Source organism: Streptomyces sp. NPDC001381, from assembly GCF_042895685.1.
Classification (GTDB): Bacteria; Actinomycetota; Actinomycetes; order Streptomycetales; family Streptomycetaceae; genus Streptomyces.
Genome location: NZ_JBIAWO010000002.1, coordinates 1,398,945 through 1,413,976, shown reverse-complemented (window position 1 = coordinate 1,413,976; position 15,032 = coordinate 1,398,945). Strand labels below are relative to the sequence as shown.

Below are 15,032 nucleotides of genomic sequence, written 5' to 3'. Positions count from 1 at the left end.
TACCGGGCGGGCGCGGGGGGCAGCCCGCCCGGTACCCCGGCACCCCGGCACCCCGGCACCCCGGCACCCCGAGGGCTGGCGCGGGCGTTCTCCTCGTCTACTCCTCCCCGAGCGACTCCAGCCGGTCGCGCAAGTCCTCGGCCTCGGCGGTGCGGTCCTGGGACCGGTACAGCTCGAGAGCCCGCTGCCAGGCGGTGCGCGCGTGCGCGTACTGGTGAAGGGCTCGGTGGGCGTCGCCGGCGTTGACGAGGGTGTCGGCCTCGTTGGCGGTGTCGTCGACCTCCCGGAACAGCTCCAGGGCCTGCGCGTAGTGGTCCAGGGCGTCACGGTACCGGCCCGTGTGGTGGGCGATATAGCCCAGACTGTCCAGGGTCGAGGCGCCGTGTGCCGGGAGGCCTTCCGCGCGGAAGAGGGCGAGGGCCTGCTCGCAGTGGGTGCGGGCTTCCGCGTAGAGCCCCAGCTGCGCGTGCATCCAGCCGACCGCGTTGAGCTGGTTCGCCTGCCAGAGAGGCTGGTCCACCTCCTGGTACAGGCGCAGAGCGTGCATCGCGTGGTCAAGAGCGCGCGCGTCGTCTCCCTGCTCCTCCCAGACCCGTCCCAGAGTGCGGTAGATGTGGGCTTGTCCGGCGACGTCGTTGCCGCGCTCGGCCAGGGTGAGGGCATGGTGCAGATGGTCGAGGGCCTGCGCGTGGTCGCCGGCGCGGGCGCTGGCGAATCCCAGGCGCCAGTGCGCGAGTGTCCTGGCGGCGGGGTTGTCGCCGTCGCACTCGGCCGCGGCCAGGGCGGCTTGCCACACGGTGACGTACTCCTGCAGACGGTGGCCGCCCAGGTGGTAGGAGATGAGGGTCCACGCCAACTGCCACACGACCCGGTGGCGCCCGAGGGCAGCGGCCTGCGACTGGGCGGCCAGCAGACAGTCGTGCTCGTCATGGAACCACCGGAGCGCCGCCGCGGTGTCGTCGGGTGTGACGGGGCGGCTGCCGGGGGCAGGCACTTCCGGTTCGGGCCGGAAGGGTGTGTACGGGCCGTCCAGCAGCAGGTTGGCGGCGAAGGCGCTGTGCAGATAGTGGTCCAGCAGCCGGACCTGGGCGGATACGGCCTCCTCGGAGGGAATGCCGTCGGCGAGTTCGGCGGCGTACAGGCGGACGAGGTCGTGCATCCGGTACCGCCCCGGACGGTGCTGCCGCACGATGTGCGCGCCCTCCAGCTCGGCCAGCAGCACCCGAGTCCGGGCTGGCGGGAGTCCTGCCAGGCCGGCGGCCGCCGCCAGGCCGAGGTCCGGGCCTCGCGCCAGGCCCAGGAGGGAGAACAGACGGCCGGCGGAAGGGGTGAGGGCCCGGTGGGAGGCGGCGAAGACGGCGCGCACGTTCACCGTCAGGTCACCGGGGTCGAGGGCGGTGAGACGGTCGGCGGCCCGGACCAGTTCCTCGGCGAGGACGGCGAGCTGGAAGTCGGGGTGCATGGCGGCGCGGGCGGCCACGATGCCGAGGGCGAGCGGCAGACCAGCGCAGTGCTCCACCAGAGTGGCGACGGCTTCGGGCTCGGTGGAGATGCGCTCGGCACCCAGGCGGCCCACGAGCAGTGCGTGCGCCTCCGCCGAACCGAGGACGTCCAGCGGCAGCAGGCGGGCGCCGTGCGCGGCCATCAGGGCGGACAGGCGGTTGCGGCTGGTGATGAGGACGGTGCAGGAGGTACTGCCGGGCAGCAGCGGGCGTACCTGTTCGGCGTCGCGGGCATCGTCCAGGAGGATCAGCATGTGCCGGTCCGCCAGCAGGCTCCGGTAGAGGGCGGACTGTGCCCCGAGGTCGGTGGGCACGCGGTCGGGTGCGACGCCCAGGGCTTCCAGGAACCCGCGCAGGGCCACGTGCGAGGGCAGGGGAGGCGTACGGGGATCGAAGCCGAACAGGTTGACGTACAGCTGCCCGTCAGGAAACCGCTGTGTGTTCCGGTTGGCCCAGTGCGCGGCCAGCCAGCTCTTGCCGACGCCTCCTGGACCGCAGATCACCGTGATCGCCACGGTACGGTCCGGCCCCTCCCCGAGAGACTTGCCGAGCTGCTCCAACTCCTCGTCGCGCCCTGTGAACAGCGCTGGTGGGGCCGGTAGTTGTCGTGGCACCGGGGAAGAGGGTCCGGTGGACGCTCGGACCGGGGCGGCGAGGGACGCGTCGGCGGCGAGGATGCGCTGGTGCAACTGCCGCAGCTGCGGGCCGGGATCGATGCCCAGCTCCTCGGCGAGGGTCCGGCGTGTGTGTTGGTAGTGCCGTAACGCGTCTGCTGGGCGGCCCGATTGGTGCAGGGCGAGCATGAGCTGGCCGGCCAGACGTTCGTCGAGGGGGTGTGCCGCGGCGCGTGTGGTGAGGTCGGCGAGGATGTGCGCGTGGTGACCGTGGCGCAGGGCGATGTCGTTGCGGTCGAGTTCGGCGGTGAAGCGTTCGTGGTGGAGGGTCTCGCGCAGTGCGGTGAACCAGGGCGTGTCCAGGGCGCTGAAGGCGGGACCCCGCCACAGGTGGAGGGCTTCGTCGAGCAGGGCGGCTGCGCGGTCGTCGTCCTGGGTGTGGCGGGCCTGCGCGACGAGGTCGCGGAACCGGTGCAGGTCCACGGCCGAGGTGTCACAGGCGAGTTGGTAGCCACTGGGTTCACGGCGGATACGGACGTCGTCACTGCCGGCCGGCCCCAGGGCCTGGCGCAGGCGGGAGATGTAGCTGTAGAGCGTGGGGCGCCAGCGTTGGGGCGGCCGCTCGCCCCAGATCCGGTCGCCGAGCCGGTCGATCGAGACGGTGTGGTTGGCGTCGACGAGCAGTGCGGACAGCACGGACCGCTGCCGCAGATGCCCGAGGTCGACCGGCCTGCCGTCCACGCACGCTTCGATCTCGCCGAGTACCGCGAACTGTGTCCTCACCGCATCCCGCTCCGAAAGCCGCTTCCCGGTGATCGTTTCAGACCACTGTGACGCGGCGGTTCGTCAACCGCCCGGCATTTGGGGGTGGTTGACCGAAAAGCCGCCGGTGGCCGGGCGTATCTGATCGGGGAACGCGGGCGGCGGGGTCCAGCGGCGGGTCCGCACCGAAGGCCGGGGTGCGCTCGCGGGCGCCGGGCAGCGGGTACGGATCACACCGGGGCACCCTTACGGCTCAGGCTTTCGGTAGCGCCTGCTCGGCCCAGATCACCTTGCCCTGGGGCGTGTACCGGGTTCCCCAGCGCTCGGTCACCTGCGACACCAGGAACAGGCCCCGGCCGCCTTCGTCGGTCGTCGCTGCGTACCGCAGATGGGGCGAGGTACTGCTGCCGTCAGCCACCTCGCAGATCAGCATGCGGTCGTAGATCAGCCGCATGTGGATCGGCTCGCTGCCGTAGCGGACGGCGTTGGTGACGAGCTCGCTCAGCGCGAGTTCCATGCTGAAGCCCAGTTCGGACAGCCCCCACTCGTCGAGCTTGTCGGTCGCCGCGGCGCGCACCCCGGCGACGGCAGCGGGATCGGGGGGCACGTCCCACTCGGCGATCCGATCCGGCGGGAGCGCATGGGTACGGGCGATGAGCAGAGCCACGTCGTCCGTGGGGCGCTCGGCCAGCAGCGATCCCAGGACGGCCTGGCAGCTCTCGTCCGGCGCGCGCTCAGGGTGACCCGCCAGGGCCTTGCGCAGGAGTTCCATTCCTTCGTCGAGGTCGCGGGTCCGGTCCTCGATGAGACCGTCGGTGTACAGGACGAGCTGGGAGCCTTCGGCGATCTCCAGCTCGGCGGCCTGGAAGGGCATGCCGCCGAGACCCAGGGGCGGACCGGGCGGCAGGTCCGGAAAGGTGACGCTTCCGTCGGGCTGGACCAGCGCGGGAGCCAGGTGTCCCGCCCGTGCCATGGCGCAGCGGCGCGTCGTGGGGTCGTAGATCGCGTACAGGCAGGTGGCGCCCACGACGGCGGCAGGGTTGTCCGTGCCCGCCTCGTCCTGGTCGATGCGCCCGACCAGGTCGTCCAGATGACTCAGCAGTTCATCGGGCGGCAGATCGAGCGTGGAGAAGTTGTGCACCGCGGTCCGCAGCCGTCCCATGGTGGCGGCGGCGTGCAGGCCGTGGCCGACGACGTCACCGACGACCAGCGCCACGCGGCTGCCCGGCAGGGGGATCACGTCGAACCAGTCCCCGCTGACCCCCGACTGGGCCGGGAGGTACCGGTAGCCGACGTCGAGGGCGCTCTGCTCGGGCAGGCCTCGCGGCAGCAGGCTGCGCTGGAGGGTGACCGCCAGCGCGTGCTCGCGTGTGTACCGGCGGGCGTTGTCGATGCTGACCGCGGCACGAGCCACCAGTTCCTCCGCCAGCGAGAGCTCCTCCTGGTCGAAGGGGTCGTGCTCCTCGGAACGCCAGAAGTTGACCATGCCCAGCACGACACCGCGGGCCTGGATCGGAGCCGTTATCAGCGAATGGATGCCGTAGTCCACTATCTGTTCGGTACGCTCCGGGTCCTGCAGATGCCAGCCCGTCGCGGTCGACAGGTCGGTCACCAGTTCCGAGCGGCCGCTGCCGTAGCCGCGCGCCTGGGGCGTGGAGGGCAGGAAGTCGATCAGCCGGCCCTTCTCGTAGAGCGGCTGGTCGTCGCGGATGCCGCATACGGCGACGCGTCTCATTCCCTTCGCCGTGGTCGCCGGTTCCTCGCCGTGCAGTACGGCGTCGGCCAGGTCCACGGTGACGAAGTCGGCGAAGCGAGGCACGGCGATCCGGGCGAGTTCGTCGGCCGTCTGGATCACGTCCAGGGTGGTGCCGATGCTCAGTCCGGCGTCGTAGAGGAGCTTCAGCCGCTCACCCGTGATCTCGGCCCTGCCGGACACCGCCCGCAGCTCCGTGGAATCGCGCAGTGTGGCAACGGTGCCCTTGGGGCCGCCGCCGCAATCCGTGAGCCTCTGGTTGACCACCAGCAGCCGCGGTCCGGCCAGATGTACCTCGTCTGTGGCCTCGCGGCCGGAGCTGAGCAACGACATCATCTCCGGTTCGAGGGTCGGCATCTGGGACACATGCTGCCCCTCCGCGTCCGGGGGCAGTTCCAGGAGCCGCCTGGCCTCGTCGTTCGCCAGCAGCAGACGCCCCTCGTCATTGACGATGAGCACCCCTTCGCGCACGGAGTGCAGCACTGCGTCGTGGTGCTCGTACATGCGGGTCATCTCGTTCGGGGCCAGGCTGTGGGTCTGCCGTCGCAGCCGCCTGCTCACCAGCACCGTGGCGGCGGTGGCCGCCACGAGTGCGCCCGCCCCGGCGGTCAAGATGATCGGTATTTGCCGCTCCACCAGACCGGTCACGTTCTTGACTTTCAGCCCGGCGGAGACGAGGGCCACGACCTGGCCCCGGGTGTTCCGGATGGGCACGGTCGCCTGGACTTCGTGACCGAGGGGACCGTGCACGCTCTCGGTATAGACCCTCCCCGCCAGCGACGGCTCGATCTTGCCTACGAACCGCTTCCCGATCCGGTCCGGCAGGGGATGGGTGAAGCGGATCCCTTTCGTGTCCATGACCACGACGAAGTCGACGCCCGCGGACTTGCGTCCCGCTTCGGTCAGCGGCTGCAGGACTTTCGAGGGATCGGGGGCTTGCAGTGCGGTCAGCACGCCTGGGGAATGCGCGAATGTCTGCGCGACGGCTATGGATCTCCGTTTGGCCTCGGCGCTGGTGTGCCGCTGTGACTGCAGGACAAGAGCGAAGACGGCGAATGCCACGAGCAGCACCACCAGTGTCACCTGCATGAGGAACATCTGCCCCGCAACGCTTCGCGTGTTCTTCCGCATCAGTGACCATAGCCGCGACGGATGTCGAACCCGGGCAAAACGGTCTTCCATCCGGCCTTTCTAGCATTGGTCACCCCGCTTAGTCACGGGCCTACCTTCCAGCCACCCGGGCCCGCCGACACTCCGTCACCTCTGCCACCACATCAGTCACTGAAATCGCGGAACGCAGCCGGTGGACGCGGTGCAGGCGGACAGGAAAATCACCGGAGGCAACCCCGTCGACCTCCTGGACGCCAAGCCGCGATCCTCTCGCCGGTCGGCCATCCGGGCCGCGAGTCGGTTCCGCCTCACGGGGCCGGTCGTGGTGTGCTGCGGCCCCCCCAGCACTTCGACCTGGCCAAGCTGGGGCCGCTCTGACACCGGCGACTGTGAAGGGCTTCGCTCACTCACCACCCATCCCGTGACTGCACTGATCGCGGACCTCTGCGATCGCCCCAGCCGCAGCAAGAAGATCGGCGACCTGGGGAGCGTGGTGATGGGCGCGGTCAAGCGGGCGTTCTGGGCGGTCGACCGCTGGGCCTTCTCGTCATCGGCGAACGGAAGCGCTTGGACCACTACGGCTACCCCTGGAGGAAGGGGCACGACGGCTGGAGGTCATCTCGTTTGGGACTGCCCCTTCCTGCCGCCGGCTCGCCGGCCTGCAGTAACAGATCAAGGCGGCGGCGATCCCGGCACAGCCGGAATGCGGCCGCGTCGGCGTGCCCGTACGAAGCGCAGCAGGCGGGTGATGGCGTAGCCGAGCAGCCACGGCAGAACCGTGATGGCACCGACGTACACGGCCAGGTAGCTGAGGAACTCGTCCCATTGCGCCGGCGGTCCCAAGCCCCCGTCCTCCAGCACCGGCCGGTCCCACCGGCTCAGCGGGAAGATCATGAAGATCGCCGAGGTGACCACCGGTATCAGCGGGACCAGCACCGACCACGACCGAGGCCGAGGACCGGGCGCGGAGGCGCACCACACCCCGGGTGTCAACGGTTCCTGACCGCCGCCGGTAGGTCATCCACGAGCCGAGCACCCCTTGTCGAGGCAGGCACTCCCACGCAGCCGCTCGCGGACTCAGTCGTCGCTTCTGGGGTGCTCGCTCGGCAGGAACGTCTGGCGTGCCCACAGACTCAGCAGCGCCATCCCACCGGCCAACAGCGGCACCGGGTCACGGGCAGGAGGGGCCAGCACATATCCCAGCGCGGTGACCGTGCAGACCGTCAGGGGAATGAACGCCGCCGCACCCTCCATCCCCCATCGCAACGTCGGCTGGGCAGTGCCCAGGACGCTCGCCCCGCCGGGCACCCAGGGGCCGACAGCGACCACCAGCAGGCCCGCCGTGGTGCAGGCGTCGACCAGCTGCCAGGTCATCACCTCGGGACTGTGCGGGCCGACCGTCCACAGTCGCAGGGTGTCGCCGATCAGGATGAGGGACAGCCCGACGATCCCCACCCACAAGGTGACTCTCTGGTCGCTTCGTACGAGACGGCGCAGGGCGAACAGAAAACTGAGGAACACGACCTCCGCGGTCCACAGGACACCGACCATCCCCGTCCCCAGCCGCCAGCCGTCACTGGCCCCCCGCAGCAGTACCCATCCCGTCATGAACACGGCCCCGGCCATGACGACCCCGTCAAGTACGCGCCGCAGCAGCACGTGCCGCCCTGTGCCGGCATCCGCCGCGACCACCAGACCGGCCATCCCCAGGCCGACCGCCAGCGTCACTCCGGTGAACACCACCGAACCGAGCAGCGATCGCCCGTCCCGTCCCGAACCTTGAGGGTGCGCCGACAGTACGCTGACCGCCCCCCGGTACACACCCCCGGCTACCGCCGAACCCCCCAACAGCAGCAGACGCATCCGCACCCGTCCACTCGCCCCCCACGCACGAAGCGCGAGGGAGGCCGCCACCACCCAGCAACCGATGGACGGCCCGAAAGCCACCATCCGCCCCGCCACGCTCCCAGCCCCCCACGGCCCGCCGAAAGTCAGCGCTGCTCCCACGAGACAGGCCACGCCGGCCGCGCCCCAGGCCCACGCCCCGGTCCGATGGCAGCGGCCCGCCCGGCCCCTGAGCACGTCCGGCGACTTCCCCAACCCCGACATCAGGTGCGCCTTTCCACCGGTCCCCCGCCCGCAGGGCCTTTCCTGCAGGCCACAGATCCATTCAGAGACCGTAGAAGAATCGCCACCTGCCCCGAACTCAACAACCTGCACATTCACTCGTACTGCGTAAGCGAGGAGAGAGCACCACCTCTCGGCTCTGCGGTCGATCGGTAAATGTGTCGCGTGTTGCTCAGGGTGTCGGGATACTGCGTCGGTGATCGAATCCGCACTGCCTCGGCTGCTTCGACCTCGCGCCCTGAGGCCCGGAGATCTCGTCGTTGTCGCATCGCTGTCCGGGCCGCTCCATGCCGCTTACGAGCCCGACCTCGAGCAGGCGGTGGTCGTGCTGGAACGGATGGGATTCCGCGTGCGTCGTGCACCGCTCCTCGAAGCAGGGCGACAGCGCTGGTGGAGTGCGGCGACGCCGGCGGAGATCGCCGGGGAATTCAATGCTCTTCTGCGTGATCCTGAAGTACGCGCGATCATCGCGCATGACGGCGGCCAGACGGTGCTCGGTTACCTCGACCTGATCGACGTCGAGGCGATCACCGCCGACCCCAAGCCGATCCTCGGCTACAGCGACATCTCGCTGCTGCATCTGGTGCTCCACGCGCGTACGGGTCTGGTCGGGTTCCATGCCGATTCGGCCACTTCCGGACTCGGCGGGCACTGGCAGGCCGCGCCCGCGGCGCGCCGGGCGGTGCTGGAGAAGCTCTACGCGACGCTGCTGACCGGTACGGAGGCGATCGGTGCGCTGCCTGCCAGTCCCTCGTGGGAGTGCTGGCGTGCCGGTCGTGCCGAAGGCCGGCTGATCGGTGGGGTGATCAATCGCATCGTGCTGGCGCAGGCGACGCCCTACGCGCTGCCGCTCGAACGGTTCGACGGCGCGGTGCTGTTCTGGGAGGAGTCGGGCGGCCAAGCCTCGCATGTGTGGAGCTATCTGCAGGTTCTGCGGCACGCCGGCATCCTCGATCGAATCGCCGGCATGGTCGTGGGCGTCCCGGCCGCGATCGACGGACTCGACACGCCCGACGCGTCCCCGACCCTGCGAGAGATAGTCCTCGACGTCCTCGGCGACCGTGACATCCCGGTCCTGGGCAACGTCGAGGTCGGACACGCCGGCCCGAACCTGCCGATGCCGGTCGGCATCCGCGTCGCCCTCGACGCGCAGCAGCGGACACTGTCACTGCTCGAACCAGCGGTACGGCCGCTCACGGTGACCGGACCGGGCGGCTGAGCAACGCGGATCCGTGAGTCCTTCACAAGGCCTGTCCACACTGCTGGTCGGGCGGATGCCGATTGATCATCGGGTGACCGTCACCCGCTCGGGGGCCACTTGAAAGAGCTCGATGACCGTGCCGTCGCACCGGCACGGATCCGTCTGGCGGCCGCCGGGGCCGCGATGGTGACCGTCGGCGCAGGGCTGGGACTCCGGGCGGTGGCCTCGGGAAGCCTGGGCAAGTACGGCGGAGACGCGCTGTACACCGTCCTGCTTCTCACCCTTGTGGTTCTGGCGGCTCCGAGAGTGACGCCCCTGACGGCCGCCGGAAGCGCGCTGGCTGTCAGTTGGGGGATCGAGTTCCTGCAGCTCAGCGAGGTGACGGAGGAGCTCTCCCAGCGCAGCGCCGTCGCCCGCCTCGTGCTCGGTTCCACCTTCAACCCACCCGACCTGTTCTGGTACGCAGTCGGCGCGGCAGCGGGCTGGCTCGTCCACACCGTGGTGGGCGCCGATCCGTCACGTCGGCGTACAGGGCCCCGTTGATGCCGGCCAGCTGGTGAGAAGGGCGGCGACAGGCCCTGCCGGGGTTGCCCGGGGCTCTCCGCCGACTGGGCGGTTCCGCTCGGTTTCCGCAGCTCCGTGCTCGCGTCGCGAGGGGCCTCGCAGCCCGCGAGGGAACGCCCTCGGCTTCCTGACGATCTCCGGCACCGCCCCGTCCGCGCCGGGTGCGGTCAGGGCCGCACATCTCCGGGTGCGGCCCTGCCGTACTTGACCTGCGTGGCGGTGCGCTCGGCCGCGGCTTCGGTCTCCCGGACCGGCGATCAGGACACTCTCAGAGGTCGCGTCGTACGAGGAACGCCGACAGCGCTCGCAGCTCCTCCCCGGCGGTGCCCTGCGGCGAAGCGTCCGCCAGTGCGAGCCGCGCCGCCTCGATGTGACGCCGTGCCTCGGCCAGCGCCGCCGCCCGGCCGCCCGCCGCCTCGACGAGTACGGCCGCTTCCTCGGGGTCCGCGCCCGACTCCAGCAGCGCGGCCAGGCGGCGGGATTCGGGGGACGGGGAGTCGAGCGCGGCCAGCACGGGGAAGGTCTTCTTGCGCTCGCGGAGATCGCCGTGGACGGGTTTGCCGGTGACCTCGGGTTCGCCCCAGATGCCCAGCACGTCGTCGACGATCTGGAACGCCAGGCCGAGACGGCGGCCGGCCCGGTCGAGAGCGGCGACCGCAGAGGGCGGGCCGCCCCCGAGCAGGGCGCCCAGCGCGGCCGCGCAGCCCAGCAGGGCGCCGGTCTTGTGCTCGGCCATCGCCTGGTACTCCGCCGACCGCACCCGCTCCGGCCCCGTCCAGGGGCGTGCGGCGAACAGCAGGTCGTCCGCCTGCCCGCGCACCAGATCACTCAGCGCCGTCGACAGCATCCGCACCGCGGACGTGCCCGCCTCGGTGGCGGCGAGCGTCTCCACGGCGAGCGCGAAGAGGGCGTCGCCCGCGAGGACCGCGGGCCCGGTGCCGTACGCCTTCCAGACCGCGGGGCGACGGCGCCGAGCCGGGTCGCCGTCCATGATGTCGTCGTGCAGCAGCGAGAAGGCGTGCACCAGTTCCACCGCCACCGCCGCGGGCACCCCGGCCCGGCCAGGGGCACCGACCGCTTCGGCCGCGAGCACGGCCAGTGCCTGCCGCACCCCCTTGCCACCGGACGAGGCAGTGGGAGCGCCGCCCACCTCGCACCAGCCGAACGAGTAGGCGGCCATCTCACCCACCCAGGGATGCATCCGCCCGACCGCCTCCCGCAGCGCGGGCCGCACGATCTCGCGGCAGCGTTCCAGGACGAGGGGGGCGTCGGCCGGCACCCGCAGTGCCGAGGAGACCGGCGTCACCGTGCGGCCTCCGCCCGGACGCCGCACTCCTCCTGGACCCGCACACCCAGTTCGTCCCGCGCCCGCGCCACCATCTGCCTGGCGTGCCGTAGCCCGATCCGGTCCAGCTCCCCCTCCAGAACAGCCAGGTCGGCAGCCGTCTCGGCGCGGTCGCGGCCCAGCCGGGCAAGCGACTTGACCAGCCCCAGCCGGGCCAGCCCCTGCCCGCGTGGCTCGCTCATCTCACTGAACTCCGCCAGCGCCACCTCGTACATGTCCCGCGCCTCGGCATGACGCCCCGCGCGGTAGAGGACGTTGCCGCGCATCTTGTGGTTGTAGGCGAGCGCGCTGGAGAGCCGCATCGCCCGGCAGGTGACCTCCGCCTCCGACAGCAGGGCGAGCGCCTGCTCGACGTCCCCGTCCCGCGCGGAGACGATGTCGGCGAGCCCGCGCAGCGCCCAGGCGTGGCCGCGCCGGTCGTCGGCGTCCGCGGCTATCCCGGCCGCCTCCTCGAACAGCGCGTACGCGCTGTCGTACGCGCCCCGCTGGCGGTGGATCTGCGCGATGCCCTCCAGCGCCCACACCGTGTGCCGCGCCTCACCGCGCCGCCGGGCCTCGGCCAGCAACTGCTCGTGCAGCCGGGCGACGGCCTCGTAGTCGCCCTGGATCCTGCCCGTCTCGGCCAGCCCCGCGAGGGAGTAGCCGCGCACGACCACATCGCCTCCTTGCTCGCCCAGCTCGGCGGCGAGCCCGAGCAGCCGCCGGGCCAGCGCGAACGAGCCCCGCTGCCGGGCCAGAGTGCCGCCGCTCCACAGCGCCCAGGCCATCGCCCCCTTGTCTCCCGCCGCCCTGGCCGCCCGGTAACTCGCCTTCCACGCCCGGTCGGCCTCCCCGATCTGTCCCAGCCGCCGGTGCGCCTCGGCCACCGCGAGTCCGGAGCGCGCCGCCTCGCCGTGTTCCCCTGCGCGCTCGGCCTCTCTCAACTGCCGCGTGCCGGCCGCCAGTACCTCGGGAAGAGAGGAATTCACGGACAGGGTGGTCAGGGCGCCCTGGTATTCGGGGGCGAACGCCTTGCCGTACATGGTTGCCTTTCGGTCCGTACGCATGCCGCTGGTGCATGCCGTCTATGCACACCGTCTATACACTCTGCGTATACATGGCGTGTATAGAGCGCTGTAATGGAACACTGGCCCGCGGGCCTCGGATTCATCTGTTGCCGATCAAGACGCCATGTGCGTCAAGGTGGTTGCTCGTGAGGCGCAGATCACCTCACGAGGGGCTCAGTGCCGTGGCGGAGCCTCGCTCACACCTGGGCGTGGGCGGCACGCCCGGCGCGTCGGATCAGTTTGCGCAGGCGCCACAGCGCGACGGCCAGTCCGCTCCCCAGAGGGATGAGCGGCCAGGAGGCGGGCGCGGATCCCGCCAGGGCGCTCGCGAAGAGCACGATGATCGCGGCCAGTCCCGCGAGGATCCCCGGGAACGTGGCACCGACACGCTCCCGGGGTTCCAGCCGGGCCCGGCCGCCACGGGCCGTCAGATACGCCGCCCCGGCCACCGCCGTGGCGATCAGATAGCCCATGATCAGCGGATATACGGCCATCACCGCGAGATCCCAGCCGTCCCGGTTCCAGCCTGGCCACACCTGCCGCCCGTCGATCTCCACGACACGACCGTGCCACAGCCCGGCCGCGACCCGCTGCCCGGTGGACAGGCCCGACACGCCGGCTTCGGAGACACCGGCCAGTCGCTTCACCCCGTGGTCCAGGCGCAGTTCGACCGTGTAGACGGTGTAGGTGTACGTCGTGCCGCCACCGTCCTGACCGCCGCCGGAGCTGCCGGTCTTCGTGTCCCCCGTCAGCTCCGTCACGGTGGCCCCGCTGGTGCGCAGGGACCCACTCGACCGTGCAAGGGCTATGCCGGTCTCCTCGTATGTGCGTACGGCGAGGAAGAGGACCAGGGCGGCCATGACGATGCGGAAGGCCACCCGCGGCACGCTGATTCTCACCGGCCCGGCCTTTGTGGTGTCGTCCGTCATGGTCCCCCTCGTGTTCCGTGTGTCGACAGACAGAAGGGATGCCCCGCCGGATCCTGCCGCACACGCCGCACTTCGGGTCCGCCGCTGGCGGGAGGGCAGGGTGGCACCCAGGGCAAGCGTCCCTCCCGGTGCGGCGACCAGCTCACCAGTGACCCTTGGGGTTGGCCATGCGGCATGCAGGGCGCCTTGTGTACCGGTGGGCTCTCGCCGGTGGCCCTGCTCGTCGACCTCCCTCCGCGGGCAGCGTGATCACGATGCTCCTGGGGGTTCACGCCGGGCCGTGCCGAGGATGTGCGTGGCGGCGGGCGAGGGCAGCCGGGTGTCGGGGAAGGAGAACGTCTCCAGCTCGGTGAGGCGGAAACCGGCTGCGGCGATCGCGGCCCGGGTGTCGCGGCTGACATGGCAGCCGCCCATCAGCAGGGGCCAGACGGTCGCGTCCAGGACCTGCTGTGTGCGCCGCATCGCGGGCGAGTCGGCGCACACGTGCTCGAAGAAGCGGAGTTGTCCGCCCGGCCGCAGCACCCGGTGGAGTTCGGCGAGCGCGGCGTGCGGGTCGGCGACCGAGCACAGGGTCAGGCAGACGACTGCCGCGTCGAACGAGGCGTCCTCGGCAGGCAGTTGCTCGGCCCGTCCGTCCACCACCTGAATGGGAACGGCCGCGGATCGGGCGCTCCGGACGGCCAGCTCACGCAGATGCGGCTCGGGTTCCACCGCAAGCAGCCGGGTCACCTCGCCGGGGTAGTGGGGGAAGTTCAGACCGTTGCCCGCGCCGATCTCGACGACCTCGCCGGACAGGCCGGCCAGCAGGCGCCTTCGGTGTTCCGTGACGCCCGCCTTCACCAGGGCGGGACCGGCGACCTTGCTGTAGAAGCGGGCGAAGACCGGGCGCGAGGGGATGGGTGGCCTGCTCTGCTGGGGCATGACGTGTCACCGACTCGTCTCTACGGGGCTCACAGCGTCGTGAGCCGGGGCCTGGGCTCGGCGCGCGGGCTCGCCGCCCGGGTGTCAGCCCACGGTGAGGGTGCCCTTCATGTTCGGGTGGATGGTGCAGATGTAGGAGTAGCCGCCGGGTGCGGTCGGTGCGGTGAAGGTGGTCGTTGCGTCGCTCGCGATGCTTCCGGTGTCGAAGGTCTTGTCCCCGGTGGCCGTCACGGTGTGCGCGGTGGAGTCGCGATTGACGACGGTGATCTTCGTTCCCGGGCGTACGCGAAGGTTCGCCGGGCTGAAGGCGAAGTTCTCGATCACGATGCGCGCCACGGCGGGGCCGGTACTGGTGGCGGCGGGCGGGGCACTGGTGCTGGCTGGGCCGTTGCCGCCGCCGCCATCGGAGCAGCCGGCCAGGGCGAGCAGGGTGGAAACGCCCGCCAGGGCGGCAGCGGTGCGGCCCCGGTGCAGTGGGGTGAAGGTCATGCGGGCGTGCCTTTCGGGCGGGGACTGTGGGGTCGGCGCGGCCGCCGGCCGACGGTCGCCTCCAGGTTCGCTCTCACTGGCGGTGCCGGGGCGGGCCGTACCGCCGTCTGCCTCGCCCGGTCACCCACGGGGGTGGGGTGTGTGCGGCCGTAGGTGGCGCCGTAGCCGGGCAGGACGCCCGATGAGGCCGTGGGTGAGAGCGATCAGGTCCGGTTGTCCGACGGAGCCGCCCGCATCACGGGAGCGCTGTCGGCCCGCGGGAGCAGGGGAACAATACGGCCTTGCGCGATGCTTCCACGTATACCTCGCCAGGTATTCAAGTTCCGGAAGACACCCGCCGGGAACCGTCACCGCCCCGGCACAGGAGCGTGAGAACGATGACGACGACAGGACCTGACCGGCTCCCTACGAGCGAGGACGGCTCTCTCGTGACCACCTGCGGGCGCAGGATCGCCGTGCGATGCCTGCGGCTCGCACCCGCGGACCGGCCCATCAACCGGGTCACCCTGCGCGTGGGAAGGGACCAGGGGGGCGAACCGGGCGTGTGGGCGGCACTCACCCCTGGCGAGGCTCGTGACCTGGCCCGCCTGCTCCTCGCGCAGGCCGGTCTGGCCGAGCGCGGAACCGAGCCCGCCGGACCGTCCCGAACGGGCTCCCCCGCCTTCTGAC

The 15,032-nt window shown here is 71.2% G+C and carries 12 protein-coding genes; 3 read left to right on the top strand and 9 right to left on the bottom strand.

Annotated features, from left to right (window positions below):
• Positions 1-97 precede the first annotated feature (97 nt).
• The 4 genes from ACFY2L_RS13315 to ACFY2L_RS13300 form a co-directional block, all read right to left on the bottom strand.
• A complete protein-coding gene (locus ACFY2L_RS13315) occupies positions 98-2,899 on the bottom strand; it encodes a BTAD domain-containing putative transcriptional regulator (protein ID WP_390822328.1) in 2,802 nt (933 codons plus the stop codon).
• A 232-nt stretch (positions 2,900-3,131) separates the two neighbouring features.
• The gene (locus tag ACFY2L_RS13310) at positions 3,132-5,729 is read right to left on the bottom strand and encodes a SpoIIE family protein phosphatase (protein ID WP_390657141.1); all 2,598 of its coding nucleotides are present in this window, start codon (positions 5,727-5,729) and stop codon (positions 3,132-3,134) included.
• Between the two features lie 684 nt (positions 5,730-6,413).
• Positions 6,414-6,677, bottom strand: coding sequence for a hypothetical protein (locus ACFY2L_RS13305; protein ID WP_390657067.1), 264 nt, complete (start codon positions 6,675-6,677; stop codon positions 6,414-6,416).
• A gap of 141 nt (positions 6,678-6,818) precedes the next feature.
• On the bottom strand, positions 6,819-7,481 hold the full coding sequence (locus ACFY2L_RS13300) for a hypothetical protein (protein ID WP_390657066.1): 663 nt from the start codon (positions 7,479-7,481) through the stop codon (positions 6,819-6,821).
• A 583-nt stretch (positions 7,482-8,064) separates the two neighbouring features.
• On the opposite strand from ACFY2L_RS13300, the gene ACFY2L_RS13295 reads away from it, so the two are divergent.
• Positions 8,065-9,087: an LD-carboxypeptidase gene (locus ACFY2L_RS13295; protein WP_390822327.1), complete on the top strand. Its 1,023-nt coding sequence runs from the start codon at positions 8,065-8,067 to the stop codon at positions 9,085-9,087.
• 165 nt (positions 9,088-9,252) lie between these two features.
• Complete coding sequence (locus ACFY2L_RS13290) at positions 9,253-9,612, top strand: DUF2809 domain-containing protein (RefSeq protein WP_390657140.1); 360 nt, start codon at positions 9,253-9,255, stop codon at positions 9,610-9,612.
• Positions 9,613-9,901: 289 nt separating this feature from the next.
• Here ACFY2L_RS13290 and ACFY2L_RS13285 read toward each other — a convergent pair whose 3' ends face one another.
• The 5 genes from ACFY2L_RS13285 to ACFY2L_RS13265 all read right to left on the bottom strand — a co-directional run bounded on the left by ACFY2L_RS13285 (position 9,902) and on the right by ACFY2L_RS13265 (position 14,363).
• Positions 9,902-10,939: a polyprenyl synthetase family protein gene (locus ACFY2L_RS13285; protein ID WP_390657064.1), complete on the bottom strand. Its 1,038-nt coding sequence runs from the start codon at positions 10,937-10,939 to the stop codon at positions 9,902-9,904.
• Complete coding sequence (locus tag ACFY2L_RS13280) at positions 10,936-12,000, bottom strand: tetratricopeptide repeat protein (RefSeq protein ID WP_390822421.1); 1,065 nt, start codon at positions 11,998-12,000, stop codon at positions 10,936-10,938. The genes ACFY2L_RS13285 and ACFY2L_RS13280 overlap by 4 nt, the downstream gene beginning before the upstream one ends.
• A gap of 221 nt (positions 12,001-12,221) precedes the next feature.
• Complete coding sequence (locus ACFY2L_RS13275; RefSeq protein ID WP_390822326.1) at positions 12,222-12,953, bottom strand: hypothetical protein; 732 nt, start codon at positions 12,951-12,953, stop codon at positions 12,222-12,224.
• A 249-nt stretch (positions 12,954-13,202) separates the two neighbouring features.
• Positions 13,203-13,874: a class I SAM-dependent methyltransferase gene (locus ACFY2L_RS13270; protein ID WP_390822325.1), complete on the bottom strand. Its 672-nt coding sequence runs from the start codon at positions 13,872-13,874 to the stop codon at positions 13,203-13,205.
• 84 nt (positions 13,875-13,958) lie between these two features.
• On the bottom strand, positions 13,959-14,363 hold the full coding sequence (locus ACFY2L_RS13265; protein WP_390657061.1) for a cupredoxin domain-containing protein: 405 nt from the start codon (positions 14,361-14,363) through the stop codon (positions 13,959-13,961).
• A gap of 377 nt (positions 14,364-14,740) precedes the next feature.
• Here ACFY2L_RS13265 and ACFY2L_RS13260 point away from each other — a divergent pair, with 377 nt between their 5' ends.
• Complete coding sequence (locus ACFY2L_RS13260) at positions 14,741-15,031, top strand: hypothetical protein (protein WP_390657060.1); 291 nt, start codon at positions 14,741-14,743, stop codon at positions 15,029-15,031.
• Position 15,032 lies beyond the last annotated feature (1 nt).